This is a genomic window from Streptomyces sp. NPDC002623, from assembly GCF_053592635.1.
Genome location: NZ_JBSFWB010000013.1, coordinates 40,106 through 60,213, shown reverse-complemented (window position 1 = coordinate 60,213; position 20,108 = coordinate 40,106). Strand labels below are relative to the sequence as shown.

Here is a 20,108-nt window from a genome sequence, read left to right as displayed (position 1 = left end):
CTGACGGTGGTCAGTGCCCGCGGAACGCCTCCTCCAGCCACCAGGACCCGCGGTCCTTGACCACCTTGGCGTCGATGAGCAGCGGGGCCGAGCGCGGACCGGACAGCCAGTCCTGCACCGCCCGCAGGTCGGCCCGCTCGCGCACGGTCACCGCCTCGAAGCCGTACCCGCGGGCCACGGCGGCGATGTCGGTCTCCGGGAACTCGACCGTGTCGAGGGGGTGTCCGTCGGGGCCGAAGTGGTGCACCTCGGCTCCGTAGCCGTCGTCGTTGTGGACGACGACCACCATCGGCAGTCCGAGCCTGCGCACCGTGTCGAGTTCCGCGGCGCCCATCAGCGCGCCGCCGTCTCCGAGTGCGGCCACCGGGAGCCGGTCCGGCCGGGCCAGGGCCGCGCCGATCGCGGTCGCCAGTCCCAGGCCGATCGACTGGAACGCCTGGGTGAAGCACAGGCCGTTCTCGTCCGGGACCGACAGATACATGACCGGGTAGCCCATGAAGTTGCCGGAGTCCACGCCGATGACCCGCTCCGCGGGAAGCAGGTTGTCGAGCGCGATGTTCAGCGTGCGGGGGTCGATCCGGCCCCCGCCGCTCAGGTCCTCGTAGGGCACGTCCCGCCACCGCACCCGGGCCGCGACGGCCGCGGCGACGTCGGCGGTGCGGCGGCCCTGCCGCCTCTCGCCGCCCGCCGCCAGCACCCGCCGCGCGGTGAGTTCCACGTCGCCGGTGACGCCGAGCCCCAGCTTGCGGTGCGCGCCGAGCGCCGACGCCTCGTCGTCGACCTGCACCACGGTCGCGCCGGGGCCGATCAGGGCGCCGTGCCGCATCGTCCACATGTTCAGCGCGCAGCCCCAGCCCACGACGGTGTCCGAGGCCCCGATCAGCTCGGCCGCCAGGGGCGAGGCGAAGCCTCCGGAGACGTCGAGCGACCACGGGTTGCCGTGGAAGAGGCCGCGTGCCACGGCGGAGGTGGCCAGCAGCGCGCCGCAGTGGTCGGCCAGCGCCTCCAGGGCGTCCGCGGCGCCGGGCGAGCGGGCGCCCCTGCCCGCCACGAACACCGGCCGCCGGGCCCCTTCGAGGAGGTGCGCCAGTGCCGTCACATCGGCCGCCGTCGGTTCGACCGGCGCCCGTGCGGGCAGTGGCCCGGGCTGCGCCGGGACGCCGTCCGGCGCCTCCAGGGCCTGTACGTCCAGGGGCAGGCCGAGCAGCACGGTGCGCCGCTCCTGCACCGCGCGCCGCGCCGCCGCCAGGGCCTGCTCCACCGCGTCCTCGGCCGAGGTGATCCGCATCGGCGCCGCGCCCACCGCACGCGCCAGGGCCTCCTGGCCGATGTGGAAGTTGGAGCGCGGCTCGGTCACCTCCGCCGCCAGGACGAGCAGCGGCGTACGGCTCTTGGCCGCTTCGGCGATCCCCGTCAGGGCGTTCGTCAGCCCGGGGCCCTGGTGGACGCTCAGTGCCGTCAGGGTGCCGCTCACGCGCGCGTACGCGTCCGCCATCGTCGCCGCGCCGCCTTCGTGACGTGCGGCGACATAGCTCGACCCGGCGGCGACCATGGCGTTGGTCAGGTGGAAGTTGCCCGAGCCGACCACGCCGAAGACCTGGCGGACCCCGGCCGCGGACAGCGCCCGGCCGACGGCTTCGGCGACCTTCATGAGCGCTCCACCAGGGCGAGCACGCGCGCGGGCGCGCCGGATCCCGTGACGATGGGCAGCGGGCCCGCGATGACGACGCTGCCGGTGGCCGGGAGCGCGGCCAGGTTCCGGAGCTGGGTCAGTCCGTACTTGTCGCTGCCCATGAGATAGGAGTGGCAGGGGAACGCCGGGTCGAACGAGTGCCCGCGTCCGGCGTCGGTGCCCACCGTCTCCACTCCGAGGCCGATCACCGGCGACTCCTGCGCCACCCAGCGGGCGCACTCCGGTGACAGGCCGGGGGTGTGCGGGCCGGTCCCGTCCGCGTTGAGGAACGCCTCCTGGGAGTGGCCGCGGGCGTCCCAGCCGGTGCGCAGCAACAGCCAGCCGCCCTCGGGCAGCGGTCCGTGCTCGGCCTCCCACGCCTTCACATGCTCCACTTCCACGAGGAAGTCGGGGTTCTCGGCCGCCTCGGCGGCGAAGTCGAGCACGGCGGCGGGTGCGATCAGCCGGCCGGCCGGCACGGACGCCACGTCGTCGAGGTCCTGGCCGGTCACCCAGTGGTTCGGGGCGTCGAAGTGGGTGCCGGTGTGCTCGCCGCTGCGGAAGTTGTTCCAGTACCAGGCCGGCCCCCGGTCGTCGTACCGGCTGATCTCCTCCAGCTCGAACACCGCCGTCTGGCCGAACTCGGGCGGCAACTGGATCACCGGCGTGGACGACGACAGCGGTGAGGTGAGGTCGACGACTTCGATGGACCCACCGCGCAGCGCGGACACCAGTGCGGCGAGAACGGACGGTTGGGACATGCTTCCTCCCGGGAGACGGCGGAACGCACAGCATGGCACTCTGATATGACGGTTACTCAGGCATCGACACGCGAGGAGTGCGCAGTGCTCGCTCGGAGTTCGGCGATGGTGTGCGCGGCCGGCGTGCTGGCCCTGGTCGGCTGCTCCCCCGGGGACGGCGGGGACGGCGGGGACACGAAGAAGCCGACGGACACCGCACGCGCCACGCTGACCGCGTCCCCTTCGTCCCCCGCCGGCCCGCCCACGCCCTCCGCGTCCGCCTCCGCATCCCCGTCGGTTCCGGCGTCCGCGAGTCCGTCGCCGGTGCCCGTCACCGGACCGGATCAGAAGCTGGTCGTCATGACCGTCAGCGGTGGCTTCGCCGGGGTGAACAAGGAGGTGATCCTCCGGGGCGACGGCACCGTCCGCACCTCCGACAAGGGCGAGTCCGCGGTGCACCGCACCACCGCGGCCCAGTTCACGAAGCTGCGCACGCTGCTCGGGGATCCGGCGCTCGACGACGTCCCGTCGTTCACGATGAACATGGGGGCGGCCGACCTGTTCCAGTACACGCTCCGGTTCGACGGCCGTACGGTCATGACGGACCGCTCCACCGAGGAGCCCGCGCTCGACCGTCTGATCGACGCCCTGGAGAAGTGGCTGCCACAGAACTGACCCGGCGAGCACACAGTACGTCTCCGCGGACGTCCGACGGCGCGGCGCTCAGTGGGCCGCTCAGCGCTCGGCCGCCGTCTGCAGGGCTCGCAGCACGTCGGCGTCCGAGAGCTGCTGGAAGTCGTCGTACCAGAGGCCGACGGCCGTGAAGTGGGCCGGCTGATGCAGACAGATCACGTCGTCGGCCTCGGCGCGCAGCAGATCCACCGTCTCCCGCGCACCGACCGGCACGGCCAGCAGGACCCGCCGGGGGTCGCGGCGGCGTGCGGAGCGCAGGGCGGCGCGGGCCGTGACCCCGGTCGCGAGCCCGTCGTCCACCACGATCACGGTGCGTTCCCGCAGGTCGGGGGCGGGGCGGCCGTGCCGGTACAACCGTTCGCGGCGGCGGAGCTCCGCGCGTTCGCGTTCCACGACCGGGGTGAGCGCGGCCGCGCTCAGGCCCAGCGCGGCCAGGGCGTCCTCGTCGAAGTGGGCGTCCTCGTCGTCGCCGGTGATCGCGCCGACGCCGAACTCCTCCTGGAAGGGAGCGCCGATCTTCCGTACGACCAGTACGTCCAGCGGGGCGTCGAGCACCCGGGCGACCTCCGCGGCCACGGGGACGCCGCCGCGCGGCAGGGCGAGCACGACGGGGTCGGGCAGCAGGCCGCGCTCCTGCCGGGCCCGCAGCGGGTCGGCCAGTTTCCGTCCGGCCTGCCGTCGATCGAGGAACCGCATGGTCGCCGCGTACCCCTGTCGATCCGCTCAATTCACATATCTGTGCGATCAGAAAGGTGCGGAGGTCTTCGTCTTCCGAAGCTCCTTGGTCCAGTCCCGGAGCGTGTCACCCCGTCGGGGGACGGGCTCCGTACGGTCGGTGGACCAACGGGGCCGGAGGAGCCCGGACCCGTGCAACCGGCAGGAGAACGCCATGGCGAATGTGGAGATCTCGATGAAGGAGACGATGACCGCGGTGGAGGGGGCGCTGGGGGTCGCCGTCGTGGACTACACCAGCGGCATGGCACTCGGCACGCTCGGCGGCGGCAAGGACCTCGACCTGAACGTCGCCGCGGCCGGCAACACCGATGTGATCCGCGCCAAGGTCCGCACCATGGAGCACCTGGGTCTGAAGGGCGAGATCGAGGACGTCCTGATCACGCTCGGCAGCCAGTACCACCTCATCCGGCTGCTCAAGGGGCGCGGCGGCAGCGGGCTGTTCCTCTACCTCGTCCTGGACCGTGACCGGTCCAATCTGGCCATGGCCCGGCACCAGCTCAAGCGCATCGAAGCCGAGCTCGAGGTGTAGACGACCGGAGGTCCGCGGCTTCGCATGCCGTCGAATTGAAGGTTTCTTCATCTCGACACATCCAGATCAGCGCATCACACGGGTGTGCGGAGCCCCCAGCCACCAGGATCGAGAACCAGGCACCGAACGCGGCAGGGAGCGAGCGACCGACCATGCAGGTTCCCCTCTACCAGGCCAAGGCCGAGTTCTTCCGCATGCTCGGGCACCCCGTGCGCATCAGGGTCCTCGAACTGCTGCAGGGCGGCCCCGTGGCCGTGCGGGACCTGCTCACCGAGATCGAGATCGAACCGTCCAGCCTGTCCCAGCAGCTGGCGGTGTTGCGCAGGTCCGGGATCGTGGTGTCGATCCGGGAGGGCTCGACGGTCAGCTACGCGCTGGCGGGCGGTGACGTGGCAGAGCTGCTGCGGGCCGCCCGCCGCATCCTCACCGAACTCCTCGCGGGGCAGAACGAGTTGCTGGCCGAGCTGCGCCAGGCCGAGCTGCCGCTGTCGGTGCCCCAGGGCGGCCCCGGCGGGGCCTGACGGGACCTGCGGCGGCCCGGAGGGGGAACCTGGAGGACCTGGAGGACCTGCCGGGACGGGCTCGACGGGCTTCAGGTTTCCTTCAGGTACGTCGTGAAGCTTGGGCTTCATGCACGGACACCGACCACGCACCCCCGAAACCGAGCGCAGCCGTCGCTGGTTCATGAACAAGGCGCTGCTCGCCGGCGGAGTCGCCGCGATGGCGACCATGACCGGCTGCTCGTCCAGCTCCTCCGACGCCGCGGCCTCCGCCTCGTACGGCGGCCCGGGCGGGATGCCGTCCGGGGGCCCCTCCGGCGGCCCCGGCGGCGGGGCCGGAGGCATGGGCCCCGGCGCGAGCGAGGTCAAGTACGCCGACTTCGTCGGGGTCACCACCGACGGCAAGGTGGTGGACGACCTGTACTCGATCCACGCCACGGACGTCTCCACCGACAAGGTGGTCAAGGCCGCCCAGGCCTTCCTGGACGGGCTGACCGCCGCGGAGCGCAAGGCGTCCGTCTTCGAGGTGGACGACGACGAGTGGCTGGCCTGGAGCAACGTCGACGGCTACCAGCGCGAGGGCGCCCGGATGGGCGACCTGACCGAGAAGCAGCGCAACCTCGGCTACGCGCTGCTCGGCGTCGCACTCTCCGCCGAGGGGCTCACCCAGACCCGCAACATCATGAAGCTCAACGCGTTCCTGGGCGACTACAGCGGCGGCGGCCGGGACACCCTCACCGAGGGCGCCTACTTCTTCACCTTCATGGGCACGCCGTCGACCACCGAGCCATGGGGCTTCCAGTACGAGGGTCACCATGTGGCCATCAACTACTTCGTGCTCGGCGACCAGGTCGTCATGACGCCCACCTTCATGGGCTCCGAGCCGACCTCGGCCACCTACAACGGCGAGAAGATCACCCTCTTCAAGAAGGAGACCACGGCGGGGCTGACCGTGCTGCGGTCCCTGACCTCCGCGCAGCAGAAGAAGGTCGTCTCCTCCGAGAGCAAGGCCGGCGACAACTTCAAGGCCGGCGCGGGGCAGGACAACGCCCAGCTCGCCTACCAGGGCCTGGCCGCCAAGGGGTGGACCGCCGCCCAGCAGAACAGCCTCCTCGATCTGGTCCGCGTGTACGTCGGCAACATGAACGACGGTCACGCCGAGGTGAAGATGACGGAGGTCGAGGAGCACCTCGACGACACGTACTTCTACTGGATCGGCGAGACCGAGGACAGCTCCGCTTTCTACTACCGCGTGCACAGCCCGGTCGTGCTCATCGAGTACGACGCCCAGTCCCCGATCGCCTACGGCACCGGCCGCACGCCCACCCAGCAGCACATCCACACCATCATCCGCACCCCCAACGGCGGCGACTACGGCGTGGACCTGCTCAAACTGCACCTGGAGAACGACCACTAGAACGGCCACCAGAACGACAGGGAACCCAGAACGACACAGAACATGGAACAACGGCGCGAAAGTCGAACGAAAGAGACCGAAACGCCAGGGTTCGCCACCCCTTCCACCCCATAGAAATATCCACCAGCATGCATATGCCCGGTCGGCATGCGGCCGCCGGGGAGGTCACACGGAGCCGACATGAGCGATGCGATGTGGATGCGCGGCGTGGAGTGGCTCGCCGCCGCGGCGACGGACCCACGGACGTGCAAGCGGGAGTGGGACCAGGGCGAGGGGATCGCCCTCCTGGAGGCGGGCCGCTACTGGGACGTGCTCAGCGTGCCCGACCGGCTGGGCCTGCTCACCCTGGACTTGCTGTGGCAGGCCTCGCGCCCCGCGCCGGGGCCGACGCTGGTGGACACCGCGGCGCACCGGGTGGGCTTCTTCCTGCCGCCCGATCCCGGCAGCCGGTGGATCGGCGCGGGACTGCGGCGCGCGAGCCGGGGTTCCTGGGTGGCGGTGCCGCCGCCGTACCGGGCGGCGCGGTCCCTGGAGTGGCTGGTCCCGCCGGACGGGACCGGTTCGCTGCACGCGCCCGTCACGCTGGAGTTCGCGCTGCGCCAGGCCAACGGCACGCTGGCCGTGCTGACCCCGGCGTGCCGTCCGTGACCCGTCACGGACGGCGGGAGGGCCGGACCAGGGACACCCAGTGCAGGTCCGGGCGGGCGGGCACGGTCCGGCCGCGGGCGCGCCACTCCGCGACGAGCCCGGCGTAGATCGGCACCCGGCAGTGCGGGCCGCCCGCCCACCGGGCGTGGAGAAGACCGGACGGGCAGTCGTCGCGGGGCCCCACGGGAGGAGTTCGGTCCATGCCGGACCAACGCGAGGGGGCACGCCGGTGGTACGCGCGGGCAGCGCGCGCTCACCGGCACGGGTGAGCGCAACGCCCGTTCGGAGTCCTACGGCATTCCCGACAGTCGACGCAGAAGCGAACAGAAGGCTGGCACTTTCGGACCCAAGTATCGCTCAACCGTGCGGGAGCGATCGATGACGGTGTGTACTGTGCTGCGAGTGCCCGGTCCGAGCCCGTCGGACCCACCCCTGCCCTGAACTCCGTGACGACGCCCGACCTTTCTGGAACCCAAGCGATGATCGAATTACCGGATCTGGTGGCCGGCGGCCTGGCCGCCGGCACACTGTCCGCGCTCGCCCTCGGCGGCGGGGTGCTGCGATTGCGGCGGCAACAGACCCGGCAGCGAGCGGAGATCGCCGCGCTGCGCACCCGACTCGACGGCTCCTTGCGGGCGTTCACCGCCGAGGTCGAGCATCTGGCCGCGCAGCGGGTGCCCGCCGCCGCCCGTCACGTGGCGCATCCGCACCTTGCCGTGCCGGGCCCGCTCCAGCCGCTCACCGTCGGCACCCCACTGGGCATCGCCCTGGAGAACGTGCTGCTGGCGCTGCAGTCCGAGGTGGCCGCCCAGCGCACCCGGGTCGACGCCGCGGCACAGGCCGGGATGCGGGGCGCGGTCCGGGAGATCCAGGCCGCCCTCTACCGACTGCAGGACGCCCTGCGCGGGCTCCAACAGCGCTACGACGACCCGGAGTTGGCGCAGACGCTGTTCCGGCTGGACCATGAGAACGAGCAGTCGCTGCGCCGTGCGCAGGTCGCCGCCGTGGTGTGCGGGGCCTGGGTCGGGCTGGCCCGCGAGGAGTCCCATCTGGTGGACGCGGTGACCGGCGGCCAGGCCCGGCTCGCGGGCTACCAGCGGGTCCAGGTCCACAACCACCTCGAGGCCGGTACGGCCCTGGTCTCGCACGCCGTGGAGCCGGTGGCCATCATCGTCGCCGAACTGCTCGACAACGCGCTCCGGCACTCGTCCCCGGACACGGACGTGGTGGTGAGCCTGGAGCACGTCCACCACGGGGTGTGCGTCACCGTCGACGACGCCGGTCTCGGCATGACCCGCGACGAACGCGACCGCGCCCAGCGGCTGGTGGCCGGCGACGACCTCATCCTGCTGACCGACCTGGGCGATCCGCCGCGCATGGGGCTGGCCGCGATCGGCCGGCTGACCCGGCAGTTCGACCTTGGCGTCGACGTCTCCTCGGCCTCGCCGTACGGCGGGGTGCGCGCGGTGCTGCGGGTGCACAGTCATCTGCTCAGCCACCTCGACCCGGTCGACCGGCCCCCGGCCGCGAGCGCCCCGCGCACGACGCGCAGAGCGGTGCCCGACCGGCCCGCACCCACCCCCGCCTCCGCCCACGCCCACGCGTACGGGACGGAGGCCGGCGCCCCCGAGGCCCCTCCCGGGCACCACGAGCCGGAGGACGCCGAGGGCCTGCCGCAGCGCCGGCGCCGCACCCGGGCCGCCGCCGCACCGCCGCCGCCCCCGACGCGGCGCCCCGCGCGCCGCCCGGAGGAGGCGGCGGCCTCGCTCGGCGCACTGCAGTCCGGCACGGCCGCCGCCCGCGCGCAGAACGCCGCCGGGAACACCCCGGCCGACGACATCGACCCGACCGACAACGAAGGGGGTACGGACAGATGACCAGCAGCAACACGGGCGACACGGCATGGGTGCTGGAACCGGTCCTGCAGGTGCCGCACGTGCTGGCCGCCGTCATGCTGACCCGGGACGGCCTCGTGACGGGGTACACCGACGCCCTGTCCCAGCCGTCGGCCGAGCGGGTGGCCGCCATCACCAGCACGGTGCAGGGGGCCTGCCGTACCGCGGCGGCCGCGTTCGCCGACCGGGAGCGGGCCGAGATCCGGCAGATCGTCATCGAGTCCGACCTCGGATACGTGCTGATCGTGCCGACCGACCACGGCACCTGTGTGGCCGCGTACGGCGACGGCGAGGTGCGGCTGGACCTGCTGGCGCACCGGGTGCACTCCCAGGTGGCGCGACTGGGCGAGAAGGCCATGGCGGCAGCGCCCCGAGGAGCCGACGACAACGCGTCGGCATGACCGGCCGCCCGGCCGGCCGCCCCCTGGTTCCCGCCTACCTGTCGACCGGCGGGGTGGCCCGGCCCAGCCGCCCCCACCTGGAGCGGCTGTCGGTGCTGACCCGCAGCGACGAGCCGCTGCCCGTCGGCCTCCCCGCCGCCGAACTCGCCCTGCTGGACACCCTGGAGGGCGGTTCGCTGGCGACGGTGGAGGCCGCCGCGCTGCTCAGGCTGCCGTTCTCCGCGGTGCGGGTGCTGGCGGCCGGTCTCGTCGACCGGAACCTGATCACCGCCCGTGCGCCGATCCCGCCCGCCGAACGGTTCGACCCCGACCTGTTGAAGAGAGTGGCCGATGGCCTCCGCGCCCTCAAGCTCAGCCCCTAGCACCGCAGCGCCCGGCACCGCAGCACCTGACGCCGCGCCCGGCGTCGTCCACCTCCCCGACACCGCTCGCGACCTGGTGAAGATCCTGGTCGCGGGGCCGTTCGGGGTGGGCAAGACGACCCTGATCGACTCCGTGTCCGAGATCCGGCCGCTGCACACCGAGGAGCATCTGTCCGAGGCGTCCGCGCAGGTCGACGACCTGGCCGGGGTGCGGGAGAAGTCCACGACGACCGTCGCCATCGACTTCGGCCGGATCAGTCTGTCCGGCGACGTCGTGCTGTACCTGTTCGGCACGCCCGGGCAGGAGCGCTTCCGGGCGCTGTGGGACGACATCGCCTACGGGGCGCTCGGCGCGCTCGTCCTCGTCGACAGCCGTCGGCTCGACGCGTCGTTCGACGTGCTGGGCCTGGTGGAGGAGAGCGGGCTGCCGTACGCGGTGGCCCTCAACGCCTTCCCCGACACGCCCCGCCACTACGGCGAGGAGCGGCTGCGCCGGGCACTGGACCTGGAGCCGGGGACGCCGATGGTGACCTGCGACGCCCGGGACCCGAACTCCTCGATCGACGCGCTGCTCGCGCTGGTCGACCATCTGATCGGCCGCGACCCGGTGGAGGCCCGGTGACGACCTATCCCCCGGACCGGCGCGACTTCTCCCGCTCCGTGCCCGTACGGCTGTGGGAGGACGGCTTCGCGCCGGATCCGCAGCGCTACTACGCCGCCCTGCGCGCCCAAGGTCCCATCGGCTGGGCCGAGTTGGCGCCCGGGGTGCCGGCGTACGTGGTCACCGAGCGGCGGGCGGCGCTGGACGTGCTGCACGACGAGGAGACGTTCTCGCACGACCCGCGGGCCTGGGAGACGACGGTCCCCGTCGACTCGCCGGTGCTCGGCATGATGCGATGGCGGCCCAACGCGCTGTTCGCCGACGGCGCGGCGCACGTGCGCTACCGCACCACCCTCATCGATGTGTTCGACCTGGTGGAACCGCACGACCTGCGGGGACGCGTGCACCGGGCGGTGCGGCTGCTGGCCGCGCGCATCGGCCCCCGCGGTGAGGCGGACCTGGTCGCGGACTTCTCCCGGCCGCTGATGGCGCTGGTCTTCAACGACCTGTTCGGGCTGCCGGACGATCAGGGCGACCGGCTCGAGGCGGGCCTGGGCAAGATGATGGAGGGCGGCGCGCAGGCCGCCGAGGGCGAGGCGCTGTACGCCCAGTACGTCCTGGACGTCATCGCCGCCAAGGCCGCGCAGCGCGGCGACGACCTGCCCAGCTGGCTCCTCGACCACCCGGCCGGGCTGACCCCGGAGGAGGTCACCTGGCAGGTGTTCCTCACCCTCGGGGCCGGGTACGAGCCGACCGCGAACCTGGTGTCCAACACCCTGTCCCGGATCCTGGGGAACCCGGAGTACTACTCCACGCTCACCAGCGGCGCCCGGCCGGTCATGGACGCGGTGGTCGAGGTGCTGCACCACGAGACGCCGCTGGCCAACTACGGCATCTACTACGCCCGCAGGCCCGTCGCCTTCCACGGGGTGTGGCTGCGCGACGCGGTGCCGGTGGTGGTGTCGTACGGGGCGCTCGGGCTGTTCGCGGAGCAGGAGGTGACCCGCGGCCGGCATCCCAACGACGCCTCGCATCTGTCGTGGGGCGCGGGCGCGCACGCCTGTCCGGTGAAGCAGCACACGCTGCTGCTGGTCACCGAGGCGATCGAGCGGCTCACCCAGTGGCTGCCCGATCTCGATCCCGTCCTGCCCCGTGAGCGGCTCGACTGGCGGCCTGGTCCCTTCCATCGCTCGCTGACCGCGCTGCCCGTCCGCTTCAGCCCCCGCACGCCCGCTCCCTCCGCGTCTTCCTCCGCGTCCCGCTCTGTCTCTTCCCTTGCGTCTGCCTCTCCGTCTGCCTCTCCCGAACAGCCAGGAGCTCCTTCGTGACCGTGACCGACCGCATCGCCCTCGACCCGCTGGGCGCCGACATCCCCGGTGAGAGCGCCCGGCTGCGCGCCCTGGGGCCGATCGTGCCCGTCGAGCTGCCCGGCGGCATCCCGGCCTGGGCGCCCACCGGGTACGACACGCTCAAGGACCTGATCCTCGACCCCCAGGTCAGCAAGGACCCGCGCCGGCACTGGCGGCAGTGGCCGGAGCTGGGCGAGCACCCGTCCTGGGGCTGGATCCTGGGCTGGGTCGGCGTGGTCAACATGCTCTCCACGTACGGCGCCGACCATGCGCGGCTGCGCAAGCTGGTCGCGCCGAGCTTCACCCACCGGCGCACGGAGGTGCTGCGGGGACGGGTGGAGGCGATCACCGCGGAGCTGCTGGACGCCCTGGACAAGGACGGCGCAGAGGTCGTCGACCTCAAGGCCGGGTTCGCGCATCCGCTGCCGATGCGGATCATCTGCGAACTCTTCGGCGTGCCCGAGGAGTTGCGGGAGGCCACCGCCCGGCTGATCGCCGCGATCATGGACACGTCCGACCCGACCCCGGAGCACGCCGCGTTCGTCCAGGAGCAGATCGGCACGGTGCTGGGCGCGCTCATCGCCCACCGGACCGAGCACCCCGGCGACGACCTGACGACCGAGCTGATCCGGGTGCGGGACGAGGACGGCGACCGGCTGAGCGGCGAGGAGCTGGTGTACACGCTGCTGCTGGTCATCGGGGCGGGCTTCGAGACGACCGTGAACCTCATCGGGAACGCGACGGTGGCGCTGCTGCGCCGGCCCGAGCAGCTGGCGGCCGTGCGGCGGGGCGAGATCTCCTGGGACGCCGTCGTGGACGAGACGCTGCGGCTGTACCCGTCGATCGCCACGCTGCCGCTGCGGTTCGCCGTCAGCGACCTGAAGGTGGGTGACGTGACGATCCCGGCCGGGGACGCCATCGTCACCACGTACGCGGCAGCGAACGTGGACCCGGCGCACTACGGGCCGGACGCGGAGGTGTTCGACGCGGCACGCAGGGCCGACGACCATCTGGCCTTCGGGCTCGGTGTGCACCGGTGCATCGGGGCTCCGCTGGCCCGGATGGAGGCGCTGACGGCGCTGACGGCGCTCTTCGACCGGTTCCCCGAGCTGCGGCTGGACACCGGCGGCGAGGAGCTGCAGCAGGTGCCCTCGTTCATCGCGAGCGGCTGGCAGGAGATCCCGGTGCGGCTCCGGGGCTGAACGCACACGGGGGTGCGACCAGTCCCCCGTACCGGTCGTACCCCCGCGGTTCCTTGAACCTAACGGCCCCGCGGGCGGCTTGTGAATCGTGGCCGTGCCCGCTCGCGGGGCCGGAGGACTCACCCGTGCACAGGTGAGTCCGGATGGCCCGATTCCGCCCGGTGGGAATCCTGTCGGGAACCCTGGCGGGGATCCTGATGGGGATGTCCCTGCAGGTCGGGCTGGTCGAGGTCGCCCGCCGCGAGATGGGCCAGCACGACCTCGTACAGGTCGCTGCCGCCGGCGAGGAGCTGGCGTTCGAGGACGGGTTCGGCGCTGCGGACGTGTTCGCGGACGGTCTGCGCGTGCACGCTCAACCGCTGGGCGGCGCGTTCGGCGTTGCCGCCGGCGGCGATCCAGGCGCGCAGGGTGCCGCGCAGGTCTCGGCCGTCGGTGTCGAGGCGGGCCAGCAGATCCTGCGCCCAGGCGAGCAGCGCGGGCCCGGTGAGCAGCTCGCCGAACCGGCCGGAGGCCGCCGTGGCGCCGGTGGGCTCCTCCGCTGTGCCGACCTGCGCGTTGAGGGCGAGATGGACGGCGGCCCGGACGGTGAGGTCGGAGAAGTCGGTGCGCAGCAGGTTCTCGACGCGTTCCATACGGGCGCGGACGGTGTTGCGGCTGACGCCGAGCACTTTCGCCGCGTTCACTGCCGTGAACTCCAGGCCGAGCCGGGTGGTGGCGAGGAGTTCGGCGCGGGTGTGGTGCGGGAGGGTGTCGAGGGGGCGCAGCAGACGGGTCGTCCAGGTGCGCAGGACCTCGGGGTCCATCAGGCGTTCGGGGTGGGTGCGTTCGGCGTAGACGGCCGTCTTGTCGGGGCGGAAGCGGGCGACGGCGAGCGCGCTGACGGCCTGCCCGTAGGCGGTGGCGGTGTGGGCGAGACTCTGCCGGGAGCTGCCCCCGAGAAACGCGCTGGGGTTGCGATCGCACAGGGCGCGCAGTGCGCTGCCCGCGCTGTCGTCCGGAACGACGACGATGACGTGGCCGTCCAGGGCGGGGCAGCGCACGACCAGTGCCTCGTCCCGGGTCGCCGCCACACAGGCCGCGGCGAGGCGGTCGCGTTCCTCGGGGCTGACCTCGACGACGTAGACGCAGGCGGTGTCGGTGTCGAGGAGGCCGGGCCACAGACCGGCGGCGACGCGGCGGGCGGCGATGGTGTCCTCGACCATGAGCAGTTGCAGGATGGCCAGGCGCAGATCGGCGGTGGCGCGGGCCAGTCGGTGTCCGGTCGCCGCGGTCTGCTGCGCGCGCAGGAGGAGCTCCAGGACGCCCACGGTGTGCGTGAGGATGTCGGCGGCGCGCCGGTCGAAGGGGCTGGTGCGGGTCACGGCGAGCACGCCGACCGAGCCGGGCCGGGTGAGTTCGACCCTCGTCAGGCGTACGTACCGGCCGTCGCCCTCCCAGGCCGCGGAGGCGAGGCGGCCGCCGGTGATGTCGGCGGTCAGGGCCTCGTCCAGCGGGGTGGGCGGTCCGGCGAGGGAGGCGCCGGCGTCGTCGCGCAGGGAGACCGTCGCGTCGAGCGTCCTCCCGAGCCAGTCGACGATGCGGCCGACGTCCCGCCCGGTGGGGCGCAGGTGATCGAGGAGTGCCTGGGCCCACGTCGATCCGGCACCGTCCGCCGCTTCGGTGTGGAGGTTCTCGTCGTCCCGGCCGCCCATGTCGGCGCTCTCCTCGTCGCTCACGGCCCCTGTGAGCCGAACCAGCCATATCGGTCGGGGACGTTACCTCACCCGCCTTGGAGACCAGGCCCGGCGAGCGGGGTGGGCCGGGACGGTCCCGCGAAGGTCACCGTGTCGGCCGATTCCACCCGGCCGGCCGGTCCGCGGGGCGGGGCGGCGGGCTTGCGCGGCGGCGCCCGGTGGCACGGCATAAGCTCAGCGAATGGCCAAGTACTACGACGTGCACCCCGAGAACCCCCAGCCGCGCACCATCTCCCAGATCGCGGCCGCCATCCGGGCGGACGACGCGCTGATCGCGTACCCGACGGACTCCTGCTACGCGCTGGGCTGCCGGCTGGGCAGCAAGGACGGCATCGACCGGATCCGGGCCATCCGCGATCTCGACGACCGGCACCACTTCACCCTGGTCTGCCAGGACTTCGCGCAGCTCGGCCAGTTCGTGCGGGTGGACAAGGACGTGTTCCGCGCGATCAAGGCGTCGACGCCCGGCAGCTACACCTTCATCCTCCCGGCGACGAAGGAGGTGCCCCGCATGCTCCAGCATCCGAAGAAGAAGACGGTGGGCGTGCGCATCCCGGACCATGTCGTCACCCAGGCCCTGCTGGCCGAGCTCGGTGAACCCCTGCTGTCCAGCACCCTGTTGCTGCCCGGCGAGGACGAGCCGATGACCCAGGGCTGGGAGATCAAGGACCGGCTCGACCATGTGGTGGACGGCGTGGTCGACTCCGGGGACTGCGGCACCGAGCCGACGACGGTCATCGACTTCTCCGAGGGCGAGGCGGAGATCGTGCGGCACGGGGCCGGCGACACCTCCCGGTTCGAGTAGCGCGCCCTGCACCGGGGGTCCTCGCGGCCGGGTGGATGGTGCATGCAACGATGACGCTCGCCGTACACCGTGAACCGCGTCAGAGAGGCACCCCCAGATGACCTCCGTACAGGGAACAGCCGTCGACATTCGCACCGAGGACGGCGTCGCCGACGCCTATCTGGCCCATCCGGGGGACGGGGCGCCACGGCCGGGCGTACTGCTCTACCAGGACGCCTTCGGACTCCGTCCGCATCTGCGGGCGATGGCCGACCGGCTCGCCGAGGCCGGTTACACGGTGCTGGTCCCGAATGTCTTCTACCGTCACGGGCGCGCTCCCGTCGTGGAGTTGCCCGAGTTCATCGACCCGGCTGCGCGTCCGGAGATCTTCGAAGAGCTGTACCCGATCATGCTCTCCCTCACCTCCGAACTGGCCGTGCGGGACGCCGGCGCCTATCTGCGGTGGATGGCGGAGAGCGAGCTGGTCGCGGCCGGCCCGGTCGCGGTGACCGGGTACTGCATGGGCGCCCGGCTCACCCTGTGGACCGCCGGCGGCCATCCGGACCGGGTCGCGGCCGCGGCCGGCTTCCACGGCGGGCGTCTCGCCACCGACGCGCCGGACAGCCCTCACCTGTCGGCCGAGCACATCAAGGCCGAGGTCTACCTGGGCCACGCGGACAACGACTCGGCCCTGCCGCCCGAGCAGATGGAGCGCCTGGAGCAGGCCCTCACCGCGGCCGGCGTCCGCCACACCTGCGAGGTCTACGAAGGCGCGCAGCACGGTTACACGCAGGCCGACACCTCCGCGTACGACGAGAAGGGCTCCGAGCGGCACTGGGCCGCGCTGCTGGATCTGCTGAAGCGGACCTTCTGAGCGCAGGGACCCCGACGGGCCGAGCACCGGGACCGGGCGACGGGACGCCCCTGGCACGAGCCGTGCCGAGGGCGTCCTTTCCACTGCCGTTTCCGTTCATATTGTTGACATGGGCACACCCCGGTGCGACTTTGAGAGCGCTCTCAACATGGTACGGACCAACCCCACAGGCCTACCCGCACGGAGGTGGAGAGTGCTCTCAAGGATCACGCTCGCGCTCAGAATCGCCGGAGCCGCCGCTCTCGTCGGCGCACTGTTCTCCCTCGGCCCCCCGGCTCAGGCGGCCGTCCCCGACACCATCCCGCTGAAGATCACCAACAACTCGGGGCGCGGCGAAGCCCTCTACGTCTACAACCTCGGCACCCAGCTGTCGACGGGCCGGCAGGGCTGGGCGGACGCGGGCGGCGCCTTCCACGCCTGGCCCGCCGGCGGCAACCCGCCCACCCCGGCGCCCGACGCCTCGATCGCGGGCCCGGCCGCCGGACAGTCCGCCACCATCCGGATGCCCAAGTTCTCCGGCCGGGTCTACTTCTCCTACGGACAGAAGCTCGACTTCCGGCTGACCACCGGCGGGCTGGTGCAGCCGGCCGTGCAGAACCCGACCGACCCGAACCGGAACATCCTGTTCAACTGGTCGGAGTACACGCTGAACGACTCCGGGCTGTGGCTGAACAGCACTCAGGTCGACATGTTCTCCGCTCCGTACGCGGTCGGCGTGCAGCGCGCCGACGGGACTGCCATCAGCACCGGGCACCTCAAGGCGGGCGGCTACAACGGCTTCTTCAACGCCCTGCGCGGTCAGCCCGGCGGCTGGGCGAACCTCGTCCAGACCCGGTCCGACGGCACCGTGCTGAGGGCTCTCGCCCCGCTGTACGGGGTGGAGACGGGAGCCCTCCCGGCGAACGTCATGGACGACTACGTCAACCGCGTCTGGCAGAAGTACGCGACGACCACCCTGACCGTCACCCCGTTCGCCGACCAGCCGGGCACGAAGTACTACGGCCGGGTCTCGGGCGGGGTCATGAACTTCACCAACTCCGCCGGCGCGGTCGTGACCAGCTTCCAGAAGCCGGACGCGTCCAGCATCTTCGGCTGCCACCGGCTGCTGGACGCGCCGAACGACGCCGTGCGCGGTCCGATCTCCCGCACCCTGTGCGCGGGCTTCAACCGCTCCACGCTCCTGGTCAACCCCAACCAGCCGGACACCACGACGGCGAACTTCTACCAGGACACGGTGACCAACCACTACGCCCGCAAGATCCACGCGCAGATGGCGGACGGCAAGGCGTACGCGTTCGCCTTCGACGACGTCGGACAGCAGGAGTCCCTCGTCCACGACGGCTCGCCGCGCCAGGCGTACCTGACCCTCGACCCGATGAACTGAAGGGAACCGAACCGGGCGCACACGACGGCGTCCCGCACCAGGGGGGAGCCCGGGTGCGGGACGCCGGTCAGGAGGGGCCGATCAGCCGGTCGTGACGGCGGTGTCGTCGATGACGAAGCTGGTCTGGAGCGAGGAGTCCTCGACGCCGGAGAACTTCAGGGCGACGGTGCTGCCCGCGAAGGAGCCGAGGCTGAAGGACTTCTGGACATAGCCGGTGGCCGCGTTGAGGTTGGAGTACGTGGCCAGGGTGGTGGTCCCGGCGGTGACCGTCAGCTTGTCGTACTGGGTGCTGGTGGTGGTCTCGGCCGTGTCGATGTGGATGTAGAAGGTGAACGTGGTGCTGGTGCAGCCGCTGGGGATCGTCACCGACTGCGTCAGCGTGTCGGTGTGGGTCGATCCGTAGCCGTCGAGCCAGGCCTTGTAGGAACCGGTGCGGGCCGCCTGGCTGCTGGAGTTGGTGATGACCCCGCTGGTCGCGGTCCAGGTGGTGTTGCCCGACTCGAAGCCCGCGTTGCCCAGGAGCTGCGTCGAGGTGCAGGAACCGCCGCCCGTCGAGCTGACCGTCCAGGTGAAGGACGCGGTGCCGGTGGCGCCGGTGGAGTCGGTCACCGTGACGGTGGTGCTGTAGGAGCCGGCGGTGGTCGGCGTGCCGGAGATCAGACCGGTGGAGCTGATCGACAGTCCGGTGGGCAGTCCGCTCGCGGCGTACGTCAGGGTGCCGCTGTTGGTGCTGCTGGCCGAGATCTGCAGGCTCACCGCGGTGCCGACGGTGGTGGACTGGCTGCCCGGGTTGGTGACCGTGACGCCGGTCGACGGGACCGTGATGTGGCTGCCGACGTTGATGCCGGCGAAGGCGTTGCCGACCCCGGCGTACTGGGTCGAGCTGGAGCCGTACAGCGCGGTGGCCGCGCTGAGGGCGGCGGTGCGCGCGCCGGCGTAGTTGGTGCTGGACGTCATGTACGTCGTCAGCGCCTTGTACCAGATCTGCAGCGCGGCGGCCCGGCCGATGCCCGCGACGGCCACGCCGTCCGAGGTCGGGCTGTTGTAGGTGACGCCGTTGATGGTCTTGCTGCCGCTGCCCTCGGAGAGCAGGTAGAACATGTGGTTCGCGGGGCCCGAGGAGTAGTGGACGTCGAGGTTGCCGACGCCGGAGTACCAGCTGTCGGCGGAGCCGCCGTCCTTGTCGGGCTCGTCCATGTAGCGCAGCGGGGTGCCGTCGCCGTTGATGTCGATCTTCTCGCCGATGAGGTAGTCACCGACGTCGGAGGAGTTCGCCGCGTAGAACTCCACCCCGGTGCCGAAGATGTCGGAGGTGGCCTCGTTCAGACCGCCGGACTCACCGGTGTAGTTCAGGCCCGCGGTGTTGGAGGTGACGCCGTGGGTCATCTCGTGGCCGGCCACGTCCAGCGAGGTGAGCGCGTGGGTGCTGCTCGTGCCGTCGCCGTACGTCATGCAGAAGCAGTCGTCGTCCCAGAAGGCGTTGACGTACGCCGTGCTGTAGTGGACGCGCGAGTAGGCGGCGACGCCGTCGTTCTTGATGCCGCTGCGGCCGAAGGTGTTCTTGTAGAAGTCCCAGGTCGTCTGGGCGCCGAAGTGGGCGTCGACGCCGGCGGTCTGGGTGTTCGACCCGGAGCCGGTGCCCCAGGTGTCGTCGGCATCCGTCATCAGGGTGCCGGTACCGGACGTGCCGTTGCTCAGGCTGTACGTCTTGTGGGTGCCGCGCGTGGTGTCGTTCAGCTGGTACGTCGACCCGGACAGCGTGGTGCCGATGGTGACGGTGCCGCTGTACTGGCTGTTGCCGGTGCCGGTCTCGATGCCCTCGAACCGGGAGAGCTCGGCGCCGGTGGCGGCGTCGGTGACGACGTGCAGCTTGCTCGGCGTGCCGTCGTCCTGCAGACCGCTGACCACGGTCTCCCAGGCCAGCTTCGGCGTGCCCGCGCCCGCCCAGATCACCTTGCGGGCGCTCTGCGCGGCGGGGTTCTCCGCGTCGAGGGCCTTGGCGGCGGTCAGGGCCTTGGTCTCGGCGGCCGACTTGCTGAACGTGGCGGTCGTGGACTTGACCGACACGGTACGGCGGTTGTTGTTGAAGGTCGTGCTGACGGTGCCGGCGGCCAGCGAGGCCGGGGGCGTGTGCACGACGAGGTCGCCGCCGAGGACGGGCAGACCGGCGAAGGTGCGCTCGTAGCGCGTGTGCACGGTGCCGTCGTTGTCCTTCACGACGTCCTTGACGACCAGCTTCTCCTGGGCGCCGAGGCCGAGGGAGTCCGCCGTCTGCGTCGTCTTCGCCTCGGCGCTCTTGATCAGCGTCGTGCGCTGGGCGGGCGTGAGGTCGGCGGGCAGGCCGCCGGCGCGCAGGGGGCTGGGGTGGGGGGCTGCGGGCTTCGCGGCTGCCGGGACCGTCGAGACGCCGACGGCCAGGAGGGCGGCGGTGGAGAGCAGGGCTGCTCCGACCGAGGTCCGCTTGCGGGGGTTGGGTCTCACTCGTTCTCCTACTGCGGCGGCCGCGGGGTACGGCCGGTGACAGACCGGACAGACGGGTGTGCTGTCCGGGACGAGCTGAGTTGTGCGGGACCGTGAGGGTGTGCAGGC

The 20,108-nt window shown here is 72.0% G+C and carries 20 protein-coding genes; 14 read left to right on the top strand and 6 right to left on the bottom strand.

Going from position 1 to position 20,108, the window contains the following annotated elements; genetic code table 11:
• Positions 1-10 precede the first annotated feature (10 nt).
• Together ACWD4O_RS24040 and ACWD4O_RS24035 are read right to left on the bottom strand one after the other, a co-directional pair.
• Positions 11-1,651 carry a thiamine pyrophosphate-binding protein gene (locus ACWD4O_RS24040; RefSeq protein ID WP_451282683.1) on the bottom strand — a complete coding sequence of 547 codons (1,641 nt, stop codon included), beginning with the start codon at positions 1,649-1,651 and terminating at the stop codon, positions 11-13.
• Positions 1,648-2,433 (bottom strand): cyclase family protein, encoded by a 786-nt coding sequence (locus ACWD4O_RS24035; RefSeq protein ID WP_451282681.1) that lies wholly within the window; start codon positions 2,431-2,433, stop codon positions 1,648-1,650. The genes ACWD4O_RS24040 and ACWD4O_RS24035 overlap by 4 nt, the downstream gene beginning before the upstream one ends.
• Before the next feature lie 84 nt (positions 2,434-2,517).
• Between ACWD4O_RS24035 and ACWD4O_RS24030 the strand changes: the two genes are divergently transcribed.
• Positions 2,518-3,087 (top strand): hypothetical protein, encoded by a 570-nt coding sequence (locus ACWD4O_RS24030; RefSeq protein WP_451282679.1) that lies wholly within the window; start codon positions 2,518-2,520, stop codon positions 3,085-3,087.
• A gap of 60 nt (positions 3,088-3,147) precedes the next feature.
• Here ACWD4O_RS24030 and ACWD4O_RS24025 read toward each other — a convergent pair whose 3' ends face one another.
• The gene (locus ACWD4O_RS24025) at positions 3,148-3,801 is read right to left on the bottom strand and encodes a phosphoribosyltransferase (protein ID WP_451282677.1); all 654 of its coding nucleotides are present in this window, start codon (positions 3,799-3,801) and stop codon (positions 3,148-3,150) included.
• Positions 3,802-3,994: 193 nt separating this feature from the next.
• On the opposite strand from ACWD4O_RS24025, the gene ACWD4O_RS24020 reads away from it, so the two are divergent.
• From ACWD4O_RS24020 to ACWD4O_RS24005, 4 genes are all read left to right on the top strand, one after another.
• Entirely contained in the window at positions 3,995-4,369 is a 375-nt protein-coding gene (locus tag ACWD4O_RS24020; RefSeq protein WP_351907201.1) for a roadblock/LC7 domain-containing protein, read from the top strand.
• A gap of 152 nt (positions 4,370-4,521) precedes the next feature.
• The gene (locus ACWD4O_RS24015) at positions 4,522-4,890 is read left to right on the top strand and encodes an ArsR/SmtB family transcription factor (RefSeq protein ID WP_450947554.1); all 369 of its coding nucleotides are present in this window, start codon (positions 4,522-4,524) and stop codon (positions 4,888-4,890) included.
• Between the two features lie 109 nt (positions 4,891-4,999).
• Positions 5,000-6,286: a DUF3500 domain-containing protein gene (locus ACWD4O_RS24010; RefSeq protein WP_451282676.1), complete on the top strand. Its 1,287-nt coding sequence runs from the start codon at positions 5,000-5,002 to the stop codon at positions 6,284-6,286.
• Positions 6,287-6,466: 180 nt separating this feature from the next.
• Complete coding sequence (locus ACWD4O_RS24005; RefSeq protein ID WP_451282675.1) at positions 6,467-6,934, top strand: hypothetical protein; 468 nt, start codon at positions 6,467-6,469, stop codon at positions 6,932-6,934.
• A 4-nt stretch (positions 6,935-6,938) separates the two neighbouring features.
• On the opposite strand, the gene ACWD4O_RS24000 is transcribed toward ACWD4O_RS24005, so the two are convergent.
• Positions 6,939-7,136 (bottom strand): hypothetical protein, encoded by a 198-nt coding sequence (locus ACWD4O_RS24000; protein WP_451282673.1) that lies wholly within the window; start codon positions 7,134-7,136, stop codon positions 6,939-6,941.
• A gap of 277 nt (positions 7,137-7,413) precedes the next feature.
• On the opposite strand from ACWD4O_RS24000, the gene ACWD4O_RS23995 reads away from it, so the two are divergent.
• From ACWD4O_RS23995 to ACWD4O_RS23970, 6 genes are read left to right on the top strand one after another with little or no spacing between them, the layout of a single operon-like run.
• Positions 7,414-8,811: an ATP-binding protein gene (locus ACWD4O_RS23995; protein WP_451282671.1), complete on the top strand. Its 1,398-nt coding sequence runs from the start codon at positions 7,414-7,416 to the stop codon at positions 8,809-8,811.
• Positions 8,808-9,230 (top strand): roadblock/LC7 domain-containing protein, encoded by a 423-nt coding sequence (locus tag ACWD4O_RS23990; RefSeq protein WP_450947549.1) that lies wholly within the window; start codon positions 8,808-8,810, stop codon positions 9,228-9,230. The genes ACWD4O_RS23995 and ACWD4O_RS23990 overlap by 4 nt, the downstream gene beginning before the upstream one ends.
• Positions 9,227-9,592 (top strand): DUF742 domain-containing protein, encoded by a 366-nt coding sequence (locus ACWD4O_RS23985; protein WP_451282670.1) that lies wholly within the window; start codon positions 9,227-9,229, stop codon positions 9,590-9,592. The genes ACWD4O_RS23990 and ACWD4O_RS23985 overlap by 4 nt, the downstream gene beginning before the upstream one ends.
• On the top strand, positions 9,561-10,214 hold the full coding sequence (locus ACWD4O_RS23980; RefSeq protein WP_451282668.1) for a GTP-binding protein: 654 nt from the start codon (positions 9,561-9,563) through the stop codon (positions 10,212-10,214). The genes ACWD4O_RS23985 and ACWD4O_RS23980 overlap by 32 nt, the downstream gene beginning before the upstream one ends.
• Complete coding sequence (locus ACWD4O_RS23975) at positions 10,211-11,521, top strand: cytochrome P450 (protein ID WP_451282666.1); 1,311 nt, start codon at positions 10,211-10,213, stop codon at positions 11,519-11,521. The genes ACWD4O_RS23980 and ACWD4O_RS23975 overlap by 4 nt, the downstream gene beginning before the upstream one ends.
• Positions 11,518-12,744: a cytochrome P450 family protein gene (locus ACWD4O_RS23970; protein WP_451282664.1), complete on the top strand. Its 1,227-nt coding sequence runs from the start codon at positions 11,518-11,520 to the stop codon at positions 12,742-12,744. Before ACWD4O_RS23975 ends, ACWD4O_RS23970 begins: the two co-directional genes overlap by 4 nt.
• A gap of 119 nt (positions 12,745-12,863) precedes the next feature.
• Here the strand turns inward: ACWD4O_RS23970 and ACWD4O_RS23965 are convergent, their stop codons facing one another.
• Positions 12,864-14,435, bottom strand: coding sequence for a helix-turn-helix domain-containing protein (locus ACWD4O_RS23965; protein WP_451282932.1), 1,572 nt, complete (start codon positions 14,433-14,435; stop codon positions 12,864-12,866).
• A 223-nt stretch (positions 14,436-14,658) separates the two neighbouring features.
• Between ACWD4O_RS23965 and ACWD4O_RS23960 the strand changes: the two genes are divergently transcribed.
• From ACWD4O_RS23960 to ACWD4O_RS23950, 3 genes are all read left to right on the top strand, one after another.
• Positions 14,659-15,282 carry an L-threonylcarbamoyladenylate synthase gene (locus ACWD4O_RS23960; protein ID WP_351907179.1) on the top strand — a complete coding sequence of 208 codons (624 nt, stop codon included), beginning with the start codon at positions 14,659-14,661 and terminating at the stop codon, positions 15,280-15,282.
• A gap of 97 nt (positions 15,283-15,379) precedes the next feature.
• Positions 15,380-16,135: a dienelactone hydrolase family protein gene (locus ACWD4O_RS23955; protein ID WP_451282661.1), complete on the top strand. Its 756-nt coding sequence runs from the start codon at positions 15,380-15,382 to the stop codon at positions 16,133-16,135.
• A gap of 148 nt (positions 16,136-16,283) precedes the next feature.
• Complete coding sequence (locus ACWD4O_RS23950) at positions 16,284-17,519, top strand: glycoside hydrolase family 64 protein (RefSeq protein ID WP_451282930.1); 1,236 nt, start codon at positions 16,284-16,286, stop codon at positions 17,517-17,519.
• Positions 17,520-17,600: 81 nt separating this feature from the next.
• Here the strand turns inward: ACWD4O_RS23950 and ACWD4O_RS23945 are convergent, their stop codons facing one another.
• Complete coding sequence (locus ACWD4O_RS23945; protein ID WP_451282659.1) at positions 17,601-20,000, bottom strand: M4 family metallopeptidase; 2,400 nt, start codon at positions 19,998-20,000, stop codon at positions 17,601-17,603.
• Between the last annotated feature and the right edge of the window lie 108 nt (positions 20,001-20,108).